Annotated in this window: 16 protein-coding genes and 5 tRNA genes; 3 read left to right on the forward strand and 18 right to left on the reverse strand. The window is 66.1% G+C overall.

The window, feature by feature from the left end; translation table 11 throughout:
* The 4 genes from V6X30_RS05595 to V6X30_RS05610 all read right to left on the reverse strand — a co-directional run bounded on the left by V6X30_RS05595 (position 1) and on the right by V6X30_RS05610 (position 4,373).
* Positions 1-88, reverse strand: a tRNA-Leu gene (locus tag V6X30_RS05595).
* Between the two features lie 74 nt (positions 89-162).
* Positions 163-2,859 (reverse strand): cation-translocating P-type ATPase, encoded by a 2,697-nt coding sequence (locus V6X30_RS05600; protein ID WP_367983646.1) that lies wholly within the window; start codon positions 2,857-2,859, stop codon positions 163-165.
* A 22-nt stretch (positions 2,860-2,881) separates the two neighbouring features.
* On the reverse strand, positions 2,882-3,433 hold the full coding sequence (locus V6X30_RS05605) for a DUF427 domain-containing protein (protein ID WP_367983647.1): 552 nt from the start codon (positions 3,431-3,433) through the stop codon (positions 2,882-2,884).
* Complete coding sequence (locus tag V6X30_RS05610) at positions 3,399-4,373, reverse strand: LysR family transcriptional regulator (RefSeq protein ID WP_367983648.1); 975 nt, start codon at positions 4,371-4,373, stop codon at positions 3,399-3,401. Before V6X30_RS05610 ends, V6X30_RS05605 begins: the two co-directional genes overlap by 35 nt.
* Positions 4,374-4,511: 138 nt before the next feature.
* On the opposite strand from V6X30_RS05610, the gene V6X30_RS05615 reads away from it, so the two are divergent.
* Entirely contained in the window at positions 4,512-5,102 is a 591-nt protein-coding gene (locus V6X30_RS05615) for a YceI family protein (protein WP_408022357.1), read from the forward strand.
* A 69-nt stretch (positions 5,103-5,171) separates the two neighbouring features.
* Here the strand turns inward: V6X30_RS05615 and V6X30_RS05620 are convergent.
* From V6X30_RS05620 to V6X30_RS05630, 3 genes are all read right to left on the reverse strand, one after another.
* Positions 5,172-5,247: transfer RNA gene (locus V6X30_RS05620), tRNA-Lys, on the reverse strand.
* Between the two features lie 10 nt (positions 5,248-5,257).
* A tRNA-His gene (locus V6X30_RS05625) sits at positions 5,258-5,333 on the reverse strand.
* A 26-nt stretch (positions 5,334-5,359) separates the two neighbouring features.
* Positions 5,360-5,436 (reverse strand) — tRNA-Pro (locus tag V6X30_RS05630).
* A 113-nt stretch (positions 5,437-5,549) separates the two neighbouring features.
* Here V6X30_RS05630 and V6X30_RS05635 point away from each other — a divergent pair.
* Complete coding sequence (locus V6X30_RS05635; protein WP_367983649.1) at positions 5,550-6,674, forward strand: DEAD/DEAH box helicase; 1,125 nt, start codon at positions 5,550-5,552, stop codon at positions 6,672-6,674.
* A 15-nt stretch (positions 6,675-6,689) separates the two neighbouring features.
* Here the strand turns inward: V6X30_RS05635 and V6X30_RS05640 are convergent.
* A tRNA-Arg gene (locus V6X30_RS05640) sits at positions 6,690-6,766 on the reverse strand.
* A gap of 64 nt (positions 6,767-6,830) precedes the next feature.
* Between V6X30_RS05640 and folD the strand changes: the two genes are divergently transcribed.
* Positions 6,831-7,685 (forward strand): bifunctional methylenetetrahydrofolate dehydrogenase/methenyltetrahydrofolate cyclohydrolase FolD, encoded by an 855-nt coding sequence (gene folD / locus V6X30_RS05645; RefSeq protein WP_367983650.1) that lies wholly within the window; start codon positions 6,831-6,833, stop codon positions 7,683-7,685.
* Here folD and radA read toward each other — a convergent pair.
* The 10 genes from radA to rnr form a co-directional block, all read right to left on the reverse strand.
* Positions 7,682-9,073 carry a DNA repair protein RadA gene (radA, locus tag V6X30_RS05650; protein ID WP_367983651.1) on the reverse strand — a complete coding sequence of 464 codons (1,392 nt, stop codon included), beginning with the start codon at positions 9,071-9,073 and terminating at the stop codon, positions 7,682-7,684. The two genes, folD and radA, sit on opposite strands and share 4 nt — an antisense overlap.
* Positions 9,060-10,163, reverse strand: a complete 1,104-nt coding sequence (gene alr, locus V6X30_RS05655; protein WP_367983652.1) for an alanine racemase — start codon at positions 10,161-10,163, stop codon at positions 9,060-9,062. Before alr ends, radA begins: the two co-directional genes overlap by 14 nt.
* Positions 10,160-12,799 (reverse strand): replicative DNA helicase, encoded by a 2,640-nt coding sequence (locus V6X30_RS05660; RefSeq protein ID WP_367983653.1) that lies wholly within the window; start codon positions 12,797-12,799, stop codon positions 10,160-10,162. Before V6X30_RS05660 ends, alr begins: the two co-directional genes overlap by 4 nt.
* Before the next feature lie 16 nt (positions 12,800-12,815).
* The gene (rplI, locus tag V6X30_RS05665; protein ID WP_367983654.1) at positions 12,816-13,265 is read right to left on the reverse strand and encodes a 50S ribosomal protein L9; all 450 of its coding nucleotides are present in this window, start codon (positions 13,263-13,265) and stop codon (positions 12,816-12,818) included.
* A 34-nt stretch (positions 13,266-13,299) separates the two neighbouring features.
* Positions 13,300-14,166, reverse strand: coding sequence for a hypothetical protein (locus V6X30_RS05670; protein ID WP_367983655.1), 867 nt, complete (start codon positions 14,164-14,166; stop codon positions 13,300-13,302).
* 30 nt (positions 14,167-14,196) lie between these two features.
* Complete coding sequence (gene rpsR / locus V6X30_RS05675) at positions 14,197-14,421, reverse strand: 30S ribosomal protein S18 (RefSeq protein ID WP_110883152.1); 225 nt, start codon at positions 14,419-14,421, stop codon at positions 14,197-14,199.
* A gap of 12 nt (positions 14,422-14,433) precedes the next feature.
* Positions 14,434-14,751, reverse strand: a complete 318-nt coding sequence (gene priB, locus V6X30_RS05680) for a primosomal replication protein N (protein ID WP_367983656.1) — start codon at positions 14,749-14,751, stop codon at positions 14,434-14,436.
* Positions 14,748-15,224, reverse strand: a complete 477-nt coding sequence (gene rpsF, locus V6X30_RS05685; protein WP_367983657.1) for a 30S ribosomal protein S6 — start codon at positions 15,222-15,224, stop codon at positions 14,748-14,750. Before rpsF ends, priB begins: the two co-directional genes overlap by 4 nt.
* Before the next feature lie 114 nt (positions 15,225-15,338).
* Positions 15,339-16,088, reverse strand: coding sequence for a 23S rRNA (guanosine(2251)-2'-O)-methyltransferase RlmB (rlmB, locus tag V6X30_RS05690; RefSeq protein WP_367983658.1), 750 nt, complete (start codon positions 16,086-16,088; stop codon positions 15,339-15,341).
* Positions 16,085-18,391, reverse strand: coding sequence for a ribonuclease R (gene rnr, locus V6X30_RS05695; protein ID WP_367983659.1), 2,307 nt, complete (start codon positions 18,389-18,391; stop codon positions 16,085-16,087). The genes rlmB and rnr overlap by 4 nt, the downstream gene beginning before the upstream one ends.
* Positions 18,392-18,473 lie beyond the last annotated feature (82 nt).

The raw sequence follows: 18,473 nt of genomic DNA on the forward strand, positions 1-18,473 counted from the left end.
TGGTGCGAAAGGCGAGACTCGAACTCGCACGGGGGACAACCCCACTGGGACCTAAACCCAGCGCGTCTACCAGTTCCGCCACTTTCGCGCTTAAAGACTCAAGCCGATCAGTATACCGGCATGCCGCAGCGGGCAAAAGCGAAGGCCGATTACCGGAAAAAGCTACCGGCCCATGCCGGATGACAGACCGACACCCCGCCGCCGCTGCCATGCCTTATGCCCCTCAGCCACTGCGATGATGGGCAGGCTGACCAACACCGCCATAAGCCATTCCGCCGAGCCGAGGGCCCGGGTGTCAAACAATAGCTGCATGGGCGGTGCATAGGTAAAGAGCAACTGCGCCACAATGATCGCGACGCCGGCGAGCAGTACGATTCGGTTGCCGAACAGCCCAGAGCGATTAAGCGCGCTCTCCCGTAGACGCCGCGCAGAGAACAGATACCAGACTTCGAAAAGGACAAGGGTGTTGATCGCCAGCGTCCTCGCCTCTGCCAGATCCCGTCCGTCCGCGAGCTCCCGCAGGAAAAGCCCCAGCGTACCGATCAGCATGGCCACGGCGACGATGATGACCCGCCAACCCAGCCCCTCCGGGATCAGCGAGGCGTTCGTCCGTCGCGGTGGGCGCGCCATGATGGCGTCTTCGGGTGGCTCAAAGGCAAGGGCCAGTGCCAGGGTGACCGCGGTGATCATGTTCACCCAGAGGATCTGCACCGGCGTGACCGGCAGCATCAGACCGGCCAGCACGGCGATCACGAGCAGCAGCGCCTGGGCGGCGTTGGTGGGCAGGATGAAGAGGATGGACTTGACGATGTTGTCGTAGATGACCCGCCCCTCGTGGACCGCGGCCTCGATGGTGGCGAAATTGTCATCGGCGAGTACGATCTCGGCGGACTCGCGCGCCGCGTCCGTCCCGCCCCGCCCCATGGCGACGCCCACATCGGCCCGCTTCAGCGCCGGCGCATCGTTGACACCATCACCGGTCATCGCCACGACTTCATCGTCGGCCTGCAGCGCCTCCACCAGGCGGAGCTTGTGCGCCGGCGAGACGCGGGCAAAAACCGAGCGCTGCCGCGCGACCTCGCGAAGCCCGGCATCATCGAGTGCATCCAGATCATCTCCGGTGACGCCGCGCTCATCGCTCTCGAGGCCGAGCTGCCGGCCGATGGCGGCCGCCGTCACGGCGTGATCACCCGTGATCATCTTGACCTCGATGCCGGCCCGCTGACAGGCCGCCACCGCGGCGATCGCCTCATCGCGGGGCGGATCAATAATCGCCACCAGCCCGATCAGGACGAGCCCATCCGGGCCATGCCCGTGGTGGATCGCCGTCGAGTCGTCGTCCAGCCAGCGCTCGGCGACCGCCAGCAGGCGCAGCCCGCGCGCCGCCATATGCTCCGCCTGGCGATGCCATGCCGCCTCATCCAGCGCCGCTGTCCCCGACCCGGTCAGCACCCGTTCACAGCGTGGCACCACCGCTTCCGGCGCGCCCTTGACGATCAGCCGGCGACGCTTGTCATCGCTGTTCACGGTGGCCATGTAGCGGTGCCCGGAATCGAACGGAATCCCGTCGAGCCGGGGATGGGCTGACCGATAAGCCTCGATGTCGACGCCGGCCGATTCGGCGAGCGCAAGTAGCGCGATCTCCATCGGATCGCCACTGATCCGCCCCCGTTCGCCGCCCGCCGGCTCGACGGCGGCATCGCTGCAGAGCGCCACCGCGCGGGCCAGCGCAACGGCGGCCTCGCCCGATGGCGCCGCCTCCTCATGCAGCACGTGGAGGCCGTCGGCCAGGAGCAGCTCCTGGACTGTCATCTCGTTGCGGGTCAGGGTGCCGGTCTTGTCAGAGCAGATCACCGTCACGGCACCCAGCGTCTCCACCGCAGGCAGCCGTCGGACGATGGCGTTGCGCGAGGCCAGACGCTGCACGCCGAGTGCCAGGGTGATCGTGACGATGGCCGGCAGCCCTTCCGGTATCGCCGCCACGGCGAGCCCGACCGCCGCCATGAACATCTCGACGATCGAAAATCCGTGCAGCAGGATGCCCGCCAGCGCCGTCAGCGCACCGGTGGAGACGATCATCAGGGCGAGCTGACGGCCGAGCCGGTCGAGGTGGCGCAGCAGTGGCGTGGTCAGTGTCTCGACCTCGGCCAGCATCTCGGTGACCTGACCGAGCTCTGTCCGCTCGCCGGTGGCGACCACGACACCCAGTCCCTCGCCCGTGGTCACCAACGTGCCGGCGAAGGCCATGGAGTGCCGATCGCCAAGGCCACACTGCGCCGGCACCGGATCGATGGTTTTGCTCACCGGCACCGATTCGCCGGTGAGCGCCGACTCATCAATGGCCAGCCCCCGGGCGCTGACAAGGCGCACGTCCGCGGTCACCTTTGCGCCGGGCTCAAGAATGAGCAGGTCCCCGGGAACCAGGCCGGCCGCGTCGATGGTCTGCCGGCGATCGTCCCGACGGACGGTGGCCTCCGGGGAGAGCAGCCCACGGATGGCCTCCATTGCGCTCTCCGCCTTGCCCTCCTGGATGGTACCGATGACGGCGTTCACCAGCACCACGGCGACGATCACGGCGGTGTCGATCCAGTGGCCGAGCGCCGCCGTGACCAGCGCGGCGGCCAGCAACAGGTAGATCAGCAGATTGCGGAACTGACTGGCAAAGCGGGCCAGGCGGCCACGTCGCCGGGGCGGGCGCTGAAGGTTCGGGCCATGGACCTCGAGCCGCCGGGCCACCTCCGCCGCACCGAGCCCCTCGAGATCAGCGTCGAGCCGGCGGAGCGCCTCTTCCGGGTCCAGCGCATGCCAGGCGGGCTGCTCGCCTGCCCCCGTCTCCTGCTTTTCCGACGCTGCGGTCATCTTCCCTGCTCCGCGTGAGGATCTACCAGTGTGAGGTGCCAGGTTCTCCCTTCCACGGGCCGACCAGCTCCTGGGTCACCCAGCCACCATAGTATCGACCGGACTGGGATTGGACCGGTTCATCGCCGACCCGGCAGTCGAGCTTCTCGGGGTAGGCGGAGAACCACCCCGCGATCGTCTCCGCGCCGGCAAGCGGCGCCGGATACCGCCAGATGGGCGCCTCAATGATGCCGGTATCGGTGACGACGTCGAAATACTCCGCCTCGCCCTTCCATTCGCAGAAGGTGCGATGGCTGGATGGCCGCAGCCGGGAATGGTCCACCGCCTCCGGCGGCAGGTAAAAGGCCGGCGGGCTGCCGGTCTCGAGCGCCCGGATGCTGTGATCGCTGGCGGCGATCAGGGTTTCACCGACGGCAATGCGCACCGTTCGGTCGTCACGCACGTAGGCCGGTGGCCGCGGGTAGTCCCAGACCGACTCCTTGCCCGGCCCCGGCTCGACTGCGAAGTCGGGACGCTCGCCTCCGCGATAGACCCAGGCATCACGGTGTCGCTTGAGATCCTCCGAGTCGCTCATGCTCTTTCTCCGGATCGCTGGCCATATCGGCGGCGCCATTCATCACGAGGCGGCGCAGCCACTGGTGCATCGGATCCCCATGATGGCGGCTATGCCAGTAGAGATACATGGGGAAGCCGGCCGATTGTAGTGCCTCGGGCAGCGGGCGTGTAACCAGCAGGGAATCCCGGGCCAACCGCGACGCAATTCGGTGCGGCAGCGAGAACACCACATCCGTACCCACACAGGAATCGGGCACATTGAAGAAGCTCGAGAGGCGCAACACCACGCGCCGGTTCCGACCCATGGCCTCGAGGCGCTGATCCATGATCGCCGGGCCCTTGCCGGTGATGGCCACGACACCATGCCGGGCGCGGAGATACCGATCGAGCGTCATTGGACCGCTAGCCAGCGGGTTATCCCGGCTCATCAGACACTCCGACCAGATGGTATCGATGACCCGTCGGTGGAACTCCGCCTGGCGCTGCCGCGGCTCGAGCGCACTGATGGCCAGATGCAGCCGGCCCTCGGCGAGCAGGCCGAAGTAGTCATCGGGATGGGAGTGGATTTCCACCGGCATGCCGGGTGCCGCCCGGCGCAGACGCTCCACCGCAGGCGCCAGATAAATGGCCGCTTCCAGGTCCAGACAACCGAGCCGGACCGGTGTCGTCGCCGTGGTCGGATCAAATCCCGGTTCGGCCACCAGTCGTGAGATGCCCGTCAGCGCATCGGCCAGCGGCTGCTGCAGGTCACGCGCCCGTTCGGTCAGCACCAGGCCGGACGGACTCCGCACCAGCAGGGCGTCGCCGAACATCTCCCGTAAGCGCCCGAGGGCACGGCTAACCGCCGGCTGGCTCATGTTCAGCCGCTCCGCGGCGTGACTCACATGCCGTGCCTCCAGCAGCGCCTGGAGGACCACCAGCAGATTGAGATCGAGGGTGCGCAAATTCACTTCGTGCATAGTGCTAATATAAACCATGCATTAGATGAATCGGCAGGGGTAGCCTAGCGTGCACGCTCTGGGCGCGCTCAAACATCACTTCATCGACCGGGACAGTACGCTGTCCCGCATGCTCAAACCCGCAAAGGAGACCAACCCATGAACATCCCTCGCGCACTCCGCCCGGCGATCGCCGGCATCGCACTCACCGGTATGGCCGCGACCGGCCAGGCCGTCGCCGCAGACTATGTCATCGATACCGACGGCGCCCATGCCTCCATTCAGTTCCGCATCAGCCATCTGGGCTATAGCTGGCTGAAGGGGCGGTTCAACGACTTCAGCGGCGAGTTCCAGTATGACGCGGCCAATCCCGGCGACTCGGAAATCGTCGTGAACATCGACACCGCCAGCATCGACTCCAACCATGCCGAGCGCGACAAGCACCTCCGCAGTGCGGACTTCCTGGATGTCGAACAGTATCCCGAGGCGAGCTTCGTGAGCACCGACTACGTCCCCAACGGCGACGGAACGGCAACGCTGGAGGGTGAGTTCACCCTGCATGGCGTCACCCGCCCGATCAGCATCGATGTCGAGAAGATCGGCGAGGGAGAGGATCCCTGGGGCGGCTACCGCGTGGGATTCAGCGGCGAGACGGAATTCGCGCTGGCCGACTACGGCATCGACTACAACCTGGGCCCCGCCAGCGAGACCGTCTATCTCGAGCTCGAGGTCGAGGGCATCCGCCAGTAAGGCCTGGCAATCAGGCGACGGAACCGGGCCCGGAGCGGGCGACCGCTTCGGGTTCTTCGTATGGGGAGATGGTGGGCCGTCAGGGACTCGAACCCCGAACCTACTGATTAAGAGTCAGCTGCTCTACCAATTGAGCTAACGGCCCATCGAAAGGATGGGGTGAGCGATGGGACTTGAACCCACGACCACCGGAGCCACAATCCGGAGCTCTACCAACTGAGCTACGCCCACCATTGTCACAGTCCCTGCCAGCAAGCTGGTCGGGGTGGAGGGATTTGAACCCCCGACATCCTGCTCCCAAAGCAGGCGCGCTGCCAGACTGCGCTACACCCCGCCTCGATTGCAGGCGCTCCCGCGGCGCGCCGCAGAGAGAAGCGGAATAATACTCAGCGCCCCCTTCCTGGTCAATGCGCGTATACTCCGCCCAGCGCAAGGAGTAACGCTTACATGACATTTGATCAATTCGGCCTTCGTGCCGAGCTGCTCGACGCCGTCCGGGCCTCGGGCTACACCACCCCTACCCCGATACAGGAACAGGCCATTCCCGTCGTGCTGAAAGGCAGCGACCTGCTCGCCGCCGCGCAGACGGGAACCGGCAAGACCGCGGCTTTCACGCTGCCACTGCTCGAGCGCCTCGCCGCTCGCCAGCCCGAGGGCAAACGCCGTCCGGTGCGCCTGCTGGTCATCGCGCCAACCCGCGAGCTGGCCGCCCAGATCCACGACAGTGTCAAGCAGTACGGCAACCATCTGCCACTGCGGGCAGCGGTCATATTCGGTGGCGTGGGTATGCAGCCGCAGATCGATCGGCTGCGCAAGGGCGTTGATATCCTCATCGCCACCCCCGGACGACTGCTGGATCATCTGCAGCGCGACAATGTCCGCCTGGACCGGGTGGAGAGTGTTGTCCTCGACGAGGCCGACCGGATGCTCGACATGGGCTTCATCCACGATATCCGTCGCCTGATGAAGCAGCTCCCGGCCGAGCGCCAGACGCTTTTATTCTCGGCCACCTTCTCCAAGGAAATCCGCCGGCTTGCCTCGGGCATGCTCAGGCATCCCGTGGAAATCGACGTCGCACCGCGCAACAGCGCGGCCGACACCGTCGACCAGCGCGTCTACCGGCTCGACAAGGCCGAAAAGCGCCCGTTGTTGAGCCGACTCATTCGCGAGGGCGACTGGCAGCAGGTGCTGGTCTTCACCCGCACCAAGCACGGGGCCAACAACCTCAGCCGCCAGCTTGACCGCGACGGGCTCACCGCCGCCGCCATTCATGGCAACAAGAGTCAGTCGGCACGCACCCGGGCGCTGGAGGGCTTCAAGCAGGGTAAGGTCCGCGTACTGGTGGCCACCGATATCGCCGCCCGCGGGCTCGACATCGACCAGCTTCCTCATGTGGTCAACTATGACCTGCCCCACGTCGCCGAGGATTACGTCCATCGCATCGGCCGCACGGGCCGGGCCGGCAACAGCGGCGAGGCGATCTCGCTGGTGGCACCCGATGAGGCCAAGCTGCTGAAGGGCATCGAGAGACTGCTCAAGCGGCCGCTCGAGCGGGCCAGCGCCACCGCCTGAGGCGCGGCCGATGAATGGCGCGCCCGGCAGGACTTGAACCTGCAACCCTCGGCTTAGAAGGCCGATGCTCTATCCGGTTGAGCTACGGGCGCGTCTCCATGGATTGTACAATCAATCCGCGTCGGGATCATGACGGATGACGGGAGCGAGGGGGCAATGAGCGCAAGCATCATCGACGGCAAGGCGATCGCCGCGGATATCCGCGAGACCATCCGTGGCGAGGTGGCGGAACGGGTGGCGGCGGGCCGCGCCGCGCCCGGGCTTGCTGTTGTGCTGGTCGGTGACAACGCGGCCTCTTCGGTCTATGTACGCATGAAACGGCGCGACTGCGCCGAAGTGGGCTTTGTCTCCCAGGACTACGATCTGCCGGTGCAGACCACCCAGGACGAGCTGCTCGCCCTCATCGACCGGCTCAATGCCAGCCCCGAGACCCACGGCATCCTGGTCCAGCTACCGCTGCCGGATCATATCGACGAGCAGGCCGTGATCGAGCGCATCGATCCTGCCAAGGACGTGGATGGCTTCCATCCGCAGAATGTCGGCCGACTCGTCCTTCGCCTGCCGGGTCTGCGCTCCTGCACGCCCCATGGGGTGATGACACTGCTGCATCGCACCGGACTGGAACTGGCCGGCGCCCATGCCGTGGTCATCGGCCAGTCGAATATCGTCGGCCGGCCCATGGCGCTGGAGCTGCTCAATGCGCGATGCACCGTCACCATCTGCCATAGCCGCACGAAGGATCTGCGCGCGGAGGTGGAACGGGCTGACATCCTGGTGGCCGCCGTCGGTCGAACCGCCTTCATCCCCGGTGACTGGATCAAATCCGGCGCGACGGTGATCGATGTGGGCATCAACCGCCAGGAAGACGGCCGCCTGGTAGGCGATGTCGATTATGCCGGCGCCGCTGAGCGAGCGGCCTGGATCACGCCGGTGCCGGGTGGTGTCGGGCCGCTGACCCGCGCGACCCTGCTCGAGAACACCCTGCAGGCGGCCCGGGCGCTGGCGGATTAATCGGCTTCGCGGATGATCTCGAGCGCGGCATCCAGGCGCTCCACCACCATGACGTCCAGCCCCTTGGGCCTGTCCCCCGGCGACGGGCAGTTCTTGGCCGGCACAAGCGCCCGCCGGAAGCCATGGCGGGCCGCCTCCGCGAGGCGATCGGGGCCATTCGGAACCGGGCGAATCTCGCCGGCCAGACCGACCTCGCCGAAGATCACCCAATCCTGGGGAATGGGTCGGTCGCGCAGGCTGGAGCTCACCGCGAGCAGCGCCGGCAGATCGCTGGCGGTCTCGCCAATGCGCACGCCACCGACAATGTTCACGAACACATCCTCTCCGTAAGTACTCACGCCGGCATGGCGCTGGAGCACCGCCAGCAACATGCCCAGGCGATTACCATCCAGGCCCACCGCCAGGCGGCGGGGATTGGACAGCGGGCTCTCCGCCACCAGCGCCTGGAGCTCCAGCAGCAAGGGCCGGGTCCCCTCCCGCGTCACCAGAATGGCGCTGCCGGGTACCGGCTGCTCGTGGCGCGAGAGGAATATCGCCGAGGGGTTTTTCACCTCCTTGAGCCCGGTGTCAAGCATGGCGAACACGCCCAGTTCGTTGGCCGCGCCAAAGCGATTCTTGACCGCGCGCAGCAACCGGTAGCGACTGCCGGAGTCGCTCTCGAAATAGAGCACCGTATCGACCATGTGCTCAAGCACCCGCGGCCCGGCCAGTTGCCCTTCCTTGGTGACATGGCCGACCAGGAACAGCACGGTGCCGGTCCGCTTGGCGAACTGCACAAGCTGGGCGGCGGATTCCCGTACCTGCGCAACCCCGCCCGGCGCGGAGCCCAGCGAATCACTGTGAATGGTCTGGATGGAGTCCACCACCAGCACCTCCGGGCGCTCCCGGGCGGCGAGCTCAATGATGGTCTCGACCCGGGTTTCGGCCAGCAGCCGGAGTCCGTCGCCCTCCACCCCCAGGCGCTCGGCACGCATACCCACCTGGCGCAGCGACTCCTCGCCGGTGACATACAGTGCGCCGTGCCGACCGGCAATCTGCGCCACGGCCTCCAGTAACAGCGTCGATTTTCCGATACCCGGATCGCCACCGAGCAGGATCACCCCGCCGGCGACCAGTCCACCGCCGAGCACCCGGTCAAACTCACCAATCCCGGTGGGAAAACGCGTTTCCTGATCACGCGGGACTTCCGAAAGACGCTTGATGCCGCTGTCGCCGGCGTAGTGCGCGCCGCCCCGGGTCGACCCGCGCCCACCCGCCGGTGGCGCCGCCTGGACCTGCTCTTCAAGGGTGTTCCACTCACCGCATTCCGGGCACTGCCCCGCCCACTGCATGGAGACTCCGCCACAGGCGGTGCAGACGTAACGGGTCTTGACGCTAGCCTTGGCCATGATCGCCTCCACGACGATAGACACGCTGCAGGCGGGGCGTGAGCTGGCAGAAAAGCTCGTAACTGATGGTGCCGCAGTGACCGGCGATCTCGGTGGCAAGCGGCGCTCCGCCCCAGAGCGTGACAGTATCCCCGACCCGCGCCTGCGGTGCATTGCGCAGATCAATGCAGACCATGTCCATGGACACCTTGCCGATCACCGGACAGCGCTGGCCGTTGACGTGCACCGGCGTCCCATCCGGCGCCTGCCGCGGGTAGCCGTCACCATAGCCGATGGAGACGACCCCCACCGGCATAGCCTCGGGGCAGACGAATCGGGCCCCATAGCCGACGCCGTGTCCGGCGGGAAGCCGTTTGACGGAAATCAGCGCGGCCTCCAGCGTCATCACCGGACGCAGCCGCGGATGAATCCGCGCATCCGCAAATGGCGATGCCCCATAGAGCATGATGCCCGGGCGCACCCAGTCGGCATGGGCCTCGCGCCCGTGGAGCGTGGCCGCGGAATTGGCCGCCGTCGCCTCGGCAGTCACGGCAGAAGACCCGGCCAAAGCGCCGAAACGCCCGAGCTGCGCCTCGGTCACCGGGCTGTCGGGCTCATCGGCACTGGCAAGGTGAGTCATCCAGCGCACCGCACCCACGCCCGGGAGACGACGGAGCCGATCCAATGCCGCCGGTGCGTCCCTGGGCAGAAAGCCCAGGCGCCCCATGCCCGTGTCCACCTTCAGCCAGCAGTCGATCGGGGCGGTGATGTCCGCCTGGGCCAGCGCCTCGATCTGCCAGGGCTGATGAATGACCGCGTCCAGCCGCCGCGCCGCAAAGGTTCCAAGCTCATCGGCATCGAAAAAGCCCTCGAGCAGGACAATGCGATGCCCAAGCCCCGCCAGTCGAAGCGGCAGCGCCTCCTCGAGGCAGCTCACGGCAAAGGCGTCGGCGGAGTCGGCCAGCTCGTGGGCCACCGGCAGCAGGCCGTGCCCATAGGCATCGGCCTTGAGGACCGCCATGAGGTTGGATCGGGGTGCCCGGCGTCGGGCCACGGACAGGTTATGCCGGAGGGCGTCGAGATCCACCGTCGCCCGGGCCAATCGGCTCACTGCCAGCCTCCGCCCCCGTAACCGGAATCCGCAATGAAGTTCTCGAAGCGCGTGTACTGGCCGAGGAACGTCAAGCGTACCGTGCCGACGGGCCCGTTACGCTGCTTGCCGATGATGATCTCGGCCGTCCCCGTATCAGGACTCTCCTCGTTGTACACCTCGTCGCGGTAGATGAATACGATGACGTCTGCATCCTGCTCAATCGCGCCCGAGTTGTGACTGACAATACCGTTCGCCAGCCAACATTCCGTCTCCGGGACCGTAAGGTCATAGACCGTCTCTTCGCCAGCGTCCTCGATGGACACGACGCGGTCCCAGAAAAGATCATCAGAGGCGACACCACGAAGAACTTCATCGCCGAGCAGGTCAGCATACCCCCTCACCGTCTCTCTTGATGGTGAGAAGGAGAAATGCGCACTGCCCCCATATGCCGTCCCCCGAAGCTTCGCCATACCGCGATGACTGATGCCGCTCTCGAGCATGCGCTCCCGAATAGTGTCAAACACTTCGCGGGGTAGCGTATCAACGTTCGTATTGATGCGAGCCGCCTGAAGATTCGCGCGTATCTCGTCGATCTGACCGGCCTGGCTTCCGAAGGCCCCGATTCGATCCAGGAAGACGAGCTGGTCCTTGGCCCCGGACACGTCAACCGTAAACCAGCCCTCGCTCTGCGGATGCTTGACATGCCGGACGCGGGCGAAAATCCCAAATTTGAGCAGTAAATCCGCGACATCCCTTGCCAGTTGCTGGCTCGCGGTCGCGAAGTAGATGCGAACACGACCATTACGGGCAACCGTTATGCTCCCATCGGTTGCCCAAAGGTGCCGGACAAAGAGTGCCATCTGGTCGGCAGAAAGCTGGAACACCTCCTCGGGCAGGGTCTTTTCCCGGGATCTCTGTCCGAAAACACCTAATTCCTTTAACCACTTACCGACGCCCGCCGGATGCCAGCGGTTGCCGTTCCCGCTAATGAGTAGCTGATGCCAGTTACCACGCCCCTCCCGGCGCTTCACTACCGAACCCATTGCCTCCGCAGCCTGACGGACCGCCTGGCTATTCTCTTCACTCGCGGTGGTATATCGGAGCGGCTGGTTCTTTACATAACTGCCGTCACCGACCAGGTGGCCCAACAGGATGAGCGCATGTTCAGACCAGCGCTTTGTGGCGGACGACTCCGGAAGATGTCGGGCGACTCCGAGGCGGTCACCGAAACGAATCTCCTCTACCCGCCGCCATCCCCACAGGGTTCGGAGCCTATGCTCGGACGTACACCTTATCGAGCGGCCGCTGGCCAGATTGATACGGAAAACACGACGCCGCCCGACCTCCCAGACGAGATCGGAGCGGGCCGTAGCAAGCGTGCCCCGATGATCGATCGTGAGCACCTCGGGCTGCTGACCGACCAGGGATTCAATTGGCCTCCGCGAGCCATCTGCTAGCATGACACGCGTATCGCCCGTCACACACTCACGAAGATCCGACATGATCGGGCGCTTGTTCGGCCGCTGCTCCAGGCTGCGGTTGAGCTGCGAGAGCACCATCACCGGCACCCCCAGCTCCTTGGCCATGCCCTTGAGGGCGCGGGAGATCTCGGAGATCTCGGCAGCCCGGTTTTCCTTGAAACCCGGCAACTGCATGAGCTGCAGGTAGTCCACCATGACCAGCCCCAGCCCATGCTCGCGCTTCAGGCGCCGACAGCGGGCCCGCATCTCGGTCGGCGTGAGCCCCGGCGTGTCGTCGATGAACAGATTGGCCTGCGAGAGCAGATTCATGGTGCTGGTGAGGCGCGGCCAGTCGTCATCGCTGAGGCGACCGGAGCGGATCTTCTGCAGCTCCACCCGACCCAGCGACGAGAGCATGCGCATGGCAAGGGAGTCGGCGGGCATCTCCATGCTGAACACCGCCGTGGGCGGCCCCTTCTGCAGTGCTGCCGCCTCGGCGATGTTCATGGCGAAAGTGGTCTTGCCCATGGAGGGCCGACCGGCAACGATCACCAGATCCCCGTTCTGCAGACCGGAGGTCATCCGGTCGAGATCCGTGAACCCCGTTGCCAGGCCAGTGACATCGCTGTCCTGGTGGTAGAGGGTGTCGATGCGATCCACCACATCCGGGAGCACATCGCGCACCCCCACGAAACCGCGGCGGTTGCGGCCCGACTGCTCGGCGATCTGGAAGATCAGCCTCTCGGCACTGTCGAGCAGATCCGCGGAGGTCTGACCCTCGGGGTTGAAGCCGGCGTTGGTGACCTCGGTGCCGGCCTCGATGAGCTGCCTGAGAACCGACTGTTCGCGGACGATGTCGGCATAGGCCCGGATATTGGCGGCGCTGGGGGTGTCCCGCGCCAGCAGCCCGAGGTAGCCGAGCCCCCCGGCGTTCTCAAGCTCATCGTTGGACTTGAGCCACTCCGAGAGGGTGACCGCATCCATGGGACGGCCGGACTCGGCCAGGGACTCGAGGGCGCGGAAGATCAGCCGGTGATCACGGCGATAGAAATCGCCCTCGCCGACCCGGTCCGCGATCTGATCCCAGGCATTGTTGTCCAGCATGAGCCCGCCGAGTACCGCCTGCTCCGCCTCGATCGAGTGCGGAGGCACCTTGAGCGCCTCCGCCGGTGAGGGGTTGCGGGCTTCAGCCATGCCGGATGCAGTCGCCTCAGGATTCGCCGGTGACGTTGACGCTCACCGTGGCATTGACGTCGGCGTGCAGGTGCAGCTCCACGGAGTACTCGCCCACCGCGCGGATCGGCCCCTCGGGCATGCGCACCTCGTGGCGACCCACCTCGATGCCCGCTGCCGTGATGGCCTCGGCCACGTCCTGCGGACCCACCGAGCCGAAGAGCTTGCCCTCCTCACCGGCATTGGCCGTGATCGTGACTTCAAGGGCGTTGAGTTTCTCGGCACGCGCCTCGGCCGCTGCGAATTCCTCGGCGGCCTTGCGCTCGAGTTCGGCCCGCTGGGCCTCGAAGTAGGCCACGTTCTCAGCCGTCGCCGGCTTTGCCTTGCCCTGGGGGATCAGATAGTTGCGGCCATAACCGGCGCGCACTCGCACCGTGTCGCCCAGGCCACCCAGATTGGCGACTTTCTCCAGCAGAATGACTTCCATTGTGTTTAACCCCGACTCAAAGTCTTTTTCGATATTACGCCGCGGGCGCGAAGCGCGCCCGAAAATCCACGAACGTGTCAGCCAGTCCCAGCAGCGCCACCGGACGCAGCAGGAGCGGGAGGATCAGATAGAAACCGACCAACCAGCCCACATGCCAACCCCGCGCGGCGACCAGGGCATGGGCCACCGCCAGCGCCTGCAGCAGGAACACCGCGCCGATCACCAGGCCGACATCCGCGACCAGCCCCGGCGGCCCGAACATGCCCGCCAGCACGGCGGCGACACCCAGGCCAGCGAACCAGCGGGCAAAGCGCAGACCGTGGAACTCGCTGCGGAACCCGCCCGGATTGTACAGCACCGCCTGCCACCACCGTCCTAATAGAAGGCAGAGGAAGGCGACCGCCAGCAGATTGGTCACCCACAACCCGGTGAGGCGTGGCGCGAGCTGGGCGGCAGCCTGGCTCCACTCCGGCCCCGGCCGCCCATCGGTCAGTGCCGAGGCGATGGCCTGCAGCGTCCCTTCCCAGAACGCCGCCGGATCACCATGCAGCCCGTAGAAGGCCAGCACGCCGGCCGCTGCCAGCAAGGTGCCCAACTGCAGGGTGGTTGCCAGCGACACCGTCGAGCGCAGGATCTGTGCCAGCGCCATCACCGGCAGCCAGACCAGCGCCAGCGGCTGCAGCACCGCCATGGGCGCCCCCAGCAGGCCGGCGTAGATCGGCACCAGCACCGCCGTGGCACCCGCCAGCACGATGGCGCCCTCGGCGAGTCCGCGCCGCAGGGTGATCAGCGCGAGCGCTCCGCCACTGACCCAGAACAGCAGCGGCAGCAGTGCCCCGAGCGCCACCACACCGATGGCGCCCAACCGGGTCCGCATGACAAAGGCAAGGAATGCTTGCATGCCGCGCTGCCGTGACTGCCTGCCAGTCGCCTAGTGGCTGTCGGTATAGGGCAGCAGCGCCAGATAGCGCGCCCGCTTGACGGCGGTGGAGAGCTGACGCTGATACTTCGCACGGGTGCCGGTGATGCGGCTCGGCACGATCTTGCCAGTCTCGGTGATGTACTGGCGCAGGGTGTTGAGATCCTTGTAGTCGATCTCCTTCACGCCCTCGGCAGTGAAACGGCAATACTTGCGGCGACGGAAGAAACGGGCCATGTCGTTATTCCTCTATTCGGTCTCTGTCAGCCGCTCGAGGCGACTGACGCTGATGATGATCGGATCGGTTTCGGGTGTGCGCTGCCGCGACCGGCGCATGTGACCGGCGACGCGGACCGGTTCGCCAATGGCGAGCCCCCGGAGCGTCTCGGCGAGCGGGCTGCCCGCCGCGCTCAGGCCGACGCGAAAGCGGATGGCGCGCTCGGCGCCCGCCTCGCTCTGGGTCGACTCGTGCTCGAGCAGCCCCCGCGCGATCGGAACGCCTGCCGGTGAGTGACGCAGCTCGGCGGCATCCACCAGCCGGCCGGTCAGCTCCACGCGGTTGCTCACGCCTGCGATTCGCTGTCCGCGGACTCGGCGTCGGCCGGCTTCGCGTCACTGTCGGACTCGCCCTCGCCGGCACTCTCCGCCCCGCTGGACTCACCCTCCGACGATGACTCCGGGCGCTCCCGGCGCGCCGGACGCTCCCGCTCGCGCTCCTCTTCCTGACTCTTGGCGAGCGGCGAGGCCTCGGTGACCGCTTCCTTGCGCGCCAGGACCATGTTGCGGATGACCGCGTCATTGAAGCGGAACATCGACTCGAGCTCCTCGATATCCGAGGGCTCACACTCGACGTTCATGAGCACGTAGTGTGCCTTGATGAGCTTGTTGATCGGGTAGGCGAGCTGACGCCGGCCCCAGTCCTCGAGGCGATGGATGCTGCCGCCGTTGCCCTCGATCAGGCCGCGATAGCGCTCGATCATGGCCGGGACCTGATCACTCTGATCCGGATGGACCATGAAGACGATTTCGTAGTGCCGCATTGTGGCTCCTTTCGGTTGATCCGGTTTTGACCGGTAAAAGCCACCCGCCATGACGGGCAGCAAGGAGAAACCGGCCTGAGGCCGATTAGCCGACCAGTATATTCAACCGGGCGGTTACGCGAAAGCCTGTCGCTGTCGCACCGCCTCGAACAGGACGACACCCGTGGCGACGGAGACATTCAGACTCTCGACCTGGCCGGCCATGGGGATGGCCACAAGCGTGTCGCAATGCGCGCGGGTGAGCCGCCGCAGACCCTTGCCCTCGGCGCCCATGACCACCGCCACCGCCCCGGTGAGGTCGGCGGCGTGCAGCGCCGTCGCCCCCTCCTCGGCCAACCCGAATAACCAGATCCCGCGATCGCGCAGATTCCGCAGACAGCGGGCGAGGTTGGTGATCTGGAAGAGCGGCACCACCTCGGCCGCCCCCGCAGCCACCCGATGGACGACCGGCGTCAGCCCGGCGGCCCGGTCCCGCGGCGTGATCACGGCATCCACTCCGGCGGCATCGGCCGTGCGCAGGCAGGCGCCGAGGTTGTGCGGATCCTGGACCTGGTCGAGCACGAGCAACAGCGGCGCATGCGGCAGAGCGTCGAGATGATCGGCCAACTCGGCATCACCGCGTGGCGCCTGACCCTGCCAGGCCAGCACCACGCCCTGGTGATTGAACTCGGGGAGTTTGTCATCGAGCGTCCGCGCATCGGCCTCATGGACCGCGCAGTCGAGCTCAGCGATCTGGCGTCGCAGCTTCTGCAGACGGGCATCCCGTCGGCGGCGGTCCAGCCAGACTTCGGTCACCCGGGTCGGGTCATAGCGCAGGGCGGACTGCACGGCGTGCAGCCCGCCGATCAGCGTGGTCCGGCTCATCGCCGGCGCCGACGGCTCCGGGAGCCGCCCTTGCGACTGCGCTCCTTGCGCTTGCCGCGATCCGGGCGCTCGCTGCGCTCCGGCTGCGGCAGCGGCTCGCCGTCCGGCCCCAGCGGATGGGCAACCGGGTCAAAGTCAATCTTGCCGTCATCGACATTGACCTGCGCGAGGCGCACGCGAATGCGGTCGGTCAGCCGGTATTCCTTCCCGGTGCGCTCGCCGACGAGGCGATGGCCGATGGCGTCGAAATGGAAGAAGTCCTGCTCGAGATTGGTGATGTGAATGAGCCCGTCCACGAACAGGTCATCCAGTTCGACGAACAGACCGAACGACGTCACACCACTGATCACGCCAGTGAACTCCTCACCGAGGCGGGCGGCCATGAAGCGGCACTTGAGCGTCATGGTGGCGTCGCGGGTCGCCTCTTCGGCCCGGCGGTCCGTCATCGAGCAGTGCTCGCCGACGGTGACCAGTTGATCCTCGGTGTACTGAAACGCCTCGATGGGCTGCTTCGAGAGCACATGCTTGATCGCCCGGTGGACGATCAGATCCGGATAGCGGCGGATCGGCGAGGTGAAATGCGCATAGGCATCGAGGGCCAGGCCGAAGTGGCCGGCGTTATCCGGCCGGTACTCGGCGGCCATCATCGAGCGCAGCATGATGGTCTCGATCAGGTGCCGGTCGGGTCGCTTGCGGATCTGCTCGATGAGCCCGGCATAGTCCTTGGGCGTCGGCTCATCGCCCCCACCCAGCTTGAGGCCGGTCTGCGCGAGGAATTCGCGCAGGTTCTTCAGGCGTTCCTCGGCCGGCGGCTCATGCACGCGATAGAGCGCCGGGATGCGATGGCGGCGGAGGAAGCGCGCGGTGGCCACATTGGCCTTGACCATGCACTCCTCGATCAGCCGATGGGCATCTGTGCGCTCGGCGGGGTGCACATCGGCGACTTGCCCCGAATTGTCGAATTCGATCACCGATTCGGTGGTATCGAAATCGAGCGCGCCGCGCTGTTCCCGGTCCCCTCGCATGGCATGGAACACTTCGTAGAGGTGCTCGATGTGCTTGAGCAGCCCCTTATGCTGACGGCGCAGGGACGGATCGCGGTGATTATGGATCGCATCCACATCCTCATAGGTGAGCCGCGCCGAAGAGTTCATCACCCCTTCGTAGAAGCGCGAGCGCGTCAGTTGCCCCTCGGGATTGATCTGCATCTCGCAGACCATGCAGAGCCGATCGACCTCGGGATTGAGCGAGCACAGCCCGTTGGAGAGTGTCTCCGGCAGCATGGGCACGACATTGCGCGGGAAGTACACGGAGTTGCCGCGCTCGGCGGCCTCGGTATCCAGCGCCGAGTCCGTCGTGACATACGTGGCGACATCCGCGATGGCCACGATCAGCTTCCAGCCACTCTTGGTCGGTTCGCAGTACACCGCATCGTCGAAATCCCGCGCATCGGCACCATCAATGGTGACCAGTGGCAGTTCGCGCAGGTCACGGCGGCCGGCCTTGTTCTCCTCCGGAACCTGATCACCGAAACGCTCACTGTCGCGCAGCACCTCATCCGGCCATTCCACCGGAATGCCATGGGTCCGGGCGGCCACGGCCACCTCGTCGCCCGGCGCGATCTGCGTGCCGAACACCTCGATGATGCGACCGATGGGCTGGCGGCGCTGTGAAGGCTGATTGACCACCTCGGCGGTGACCAGCTCGCCATGCTTCGCGCCGTTACGATCGGCGGCCGGAATGATCAGATCCTGATGCAGGCGCTTGTTGTTCGGCACCACAAAGCCGATGCCGCTTTCCTCGTAATAGCGCCCGGCGATCTCCTGGTTGGCGTGCTCGATGATTTCGACGACTTCGCCGCCGGGCCGGCCCTGCTCGTCATCGCCGGTGAGCCGGACCACGACGCGATCCCCGTTGAGCAGGCGACGCATCTCGCGTGGCGCAAGGTAGACGTTGGGGCCGGGCCGATCGGGATGCACCATACCCGAGCCGTCGGCCGAGGCGCGGATCCGGCCCCGCACAAGCTCTTCATTGTCGACGACGACGTAGCCGTTACGGCGGTTGCGGACCAACTGCCCGTCGCGCTCCATCGCCTTGAGCCGGCGTCGCAGCCCCTCCAGGGCGTCTTCGTCATCGAGGCCGAACAGCTCGGCCAGTTCCTTGCGCGACAACGGACGGGCCTGGTTCTCGAGTTGATCGATGATGTACTCCCGGCTGGGCACCGGGGACTCGTATTTCTCACGCTCCCGATCCAGGTACGGATCCCGGCCGGGGTCGGCGGTTTCGGTCTTGCGTTTTGACATGGGCGAAGGATACGGCATGCGCCGCGCGGTGCCTACGCGCAAATGACCGGCATTTGACAGCAACGGGGTGCGACAGTATTCT

Source organism: Spiribacter sp. 1M189 (genome assembly GCF_040838345.1).
Classification (GTDB): Bacteria; Pseudomonadota; Gammaproteobacteria; order Nitrococcales; family Nitrococcaceae; genus Spiribacter; species Spiribacter insolitus.

Coding starts and splice junctions, on each gene's coding strand:
- V6X30_RS05635 (WP_367983649.1), top strand. CDS start 5,550: ATGACATTTGATCAATTCGGCCTTCGTGCCGAGCTGCTCGACGCCGTC.
- rplI (WP_367983654.1), bottom strand. CDS start 13,265: ATGGAAGTCATTCTGCTGGAGAAAGTCGCCAATCTGGGTGGCCTGGGC.
- rpsR (WP_110883152.1), bottom strand. CDS start 14,421: ATGGCCCGTTTCTTCCGTCGCCGCAAGTATTGCCGTTTCACTGCCGAG.
- V6X30_RS05660 (WP_367983653.1), bottom strand. CDS start 12,799: ATGGCTGAAGCCCGCAACCCCTCACCGGCGGAGGCGCTCAAGGTGCCT.
- V6X30_RS05615 (WP_408022357.1), top strand. CDS start 4,512: ATGAACATCCCTCGCGCACTCCGCCCGGCGATCGCCGGCATCGCACTC.
- folD (WP_367983650.1), top strand. CDS start 6,831: ATGAGCGCAAGCATCATCGACGGCAAGGCGATCGCCGCGGATATCCGC.
- rpsF (WP_367983657.1), bottom strand. CDS start 15,224: ATGCGGCACTACGAAATCGTCTTCATGGTCCATCCGGATCAGAGTGAT.
- V6X30_RS05605 (WP_367983647.1), bottom strand. CDS start 3,433: ATGAGCGACTCGGAGGATCTCAAGCGACACCGTGATGCCTGGGTCTAT.
- V6X30_RS05610 (WP_367983648.1), bottom strand. CDS start 4,373: ATGCACGAAGTGAATTTGCGCACCCTCGATCTCAATCTGCTGGTGGTC.
- V6X30_RS05600 (WP_367983646.1), bottom strand. CDS start 2,859: ATGACCGCAGCGTCGGAAAAGCAGGAGACGGGGGCAGGCGAGCAGCCC.
- radA (WP_367983651.1), bottom strand. CDS start 9,073: ATGGCCAAGGCTAGCGTCAAGACCCGTTACGTCTGCACCGCCTGTGGC.
- rlmB (WP_367983658.1), bottom strand. CDS start 16,088: ATGAGCCGGACCACGCTGATCGGCGGGCTGCACGCCGTGCAGTCCGCC.
- V6X30_RS05670 (WP_367983655.1), bottom strand. CDS start 14,166: ATGCAAGCATTCCTTGCCTTTGTCATGCGGACCCGGTTGGGCGCCATC.
- rnr (WP_367983659.1), bottom strand. CDS start 18,391: ATGTCAAAACGCAAGACCGAAACCGCCGACCCCGGCCGGGATCCGTAC.